Source organism: Antrihabitans spumae (assembly GCF_043944905.1).
GTDB lineage: Bacteria > Actinomycetota > Actinomycetes > Mycobacteriales > Mycobacteriaceae > Antrihabitans > Antrihabitans spumae.
The window spans coordinates 1-1,323 of the sequence record NZ_JBIMSN010000172.1; the positions used below are offsets into that span (position 1 = coordinate 1).

The following is a 1,323-nucleotide window of genomic DNA, read 5'->3' on the forward strand; positions in this document are numbered from 1 at the left end:
AGGCGCACTCGGCTACCGGCATGATGATGACGATGCTGGCCAACCGGCTGTCCTACACCTTCGACTTCCGGGGCCCGAGCATCACCGTCGATACAGCGTGCTCAGGATCGCTGGTAGCCCTGCACCTTGCCGCCCAGTCCATCTGGAATGGGGAGTGCTCGTTGGCGTTAGCCGGCGGCGTCAATGTGATGCTTGCTCCCAATATGACGATTGCCGAATCCAAGGGCGGTTTTCTGAGCCCCGACGGCCGATGCAAAACGTTTGATGCCTCGGCGAACGGATACGCCCGTGGTGAAGGGGCGGGGGTGGTGTTGTTGAAGCCGCTCGCGCAGGCTCGCGCAGACCGCGACCCGATCTATGCACTCATCCGCGGAACAGCCGTATCGCAAGACGGCCACACCAATGGCATCACCGTCCCCAACGGAGCCTCTCAGGAGGTTGCGATGGTCGCTGCCTATGAGCGCGCTGGGGTATTGCCCCACGAAGTCCAGTATGTGGAAGCGCACGGCACCGGTACTCCCGTGGGCGACCCGATCGAAGCCACGGCGATAGGCCGGGTGCTGTCGAAGAATCGGCCCACGAACTCGCCCATCCACATTGGTTCGGTCAAGACGAACATCGGACATCTCGAAGCAGCTGCCGGCGTTGCCGGACTCATCAAGACCGCCCTCGCACTCAAACACGGCCAGATCCCTGGCCATTTGCATCTCAAGGAACCCAACCCCGCCATTCCTTTCGATCAGTACGGGCTGCGTGTTGTCAATGAGCTCACTGACTGGCCGACAGGCGAAGGGCAGCGATACGCGGGAGTGAATTCGTTCGGTTTCGGAGGAACAAACGCACATGCCGTCCTGCAGGGTCCGCCGTCCGACCTTCCGGTCGTCGAAAGATCCAGCGCTACCGTCCGACGGCGGCATCTCATCACGTTGTCTGCCCGCAGCGCCGATGCCCTCAAGGACCTGGCTACCTCGACACGCACCTACCTCGATGGAAACGACCACAACCTCGCAGACATCGGCTATTCGAGCAGCCTTCGCCGCAGTCATCACGACTATCGTTTGGCACTGGTCGCACGCAACTCCGCGGAGGCGCAAGAGCGGTTGGATTCCTTCCTCGCCGAGGACCCGCGGGCATCCGGTGTGGAATCGGGACGAGCACAGCCAGGAGAGAAGCCGAAGCTTGCGTTCGTCTGTTCTGGAATGGGCCCCCAATGGTGGGGCATGGGCCGGCAGCTGCTCCAACACGAGCCGGTATTCCGGGAAGCGTGTCGTCTGCCATGAGCATGGGACCACTGTGAGCTGATTTCTGCCAGGTGCATGGGAC

1 protein-coding gene is annotated in these 1,323 nt (G+C 62.0%); it reads left to right on the top strand.

What is annotated here, in order from left to right:
* Positions 1–1,280 (top strand): type I polyketide synthase (locus tag ACHIRB_RS30795; protein WP_395127840.1); only part of this gene is annotated, 1,280 nt, incomplete at its 5' end.
* Positions 1,281–1,323: the final 43 nt, after the last annotated feature.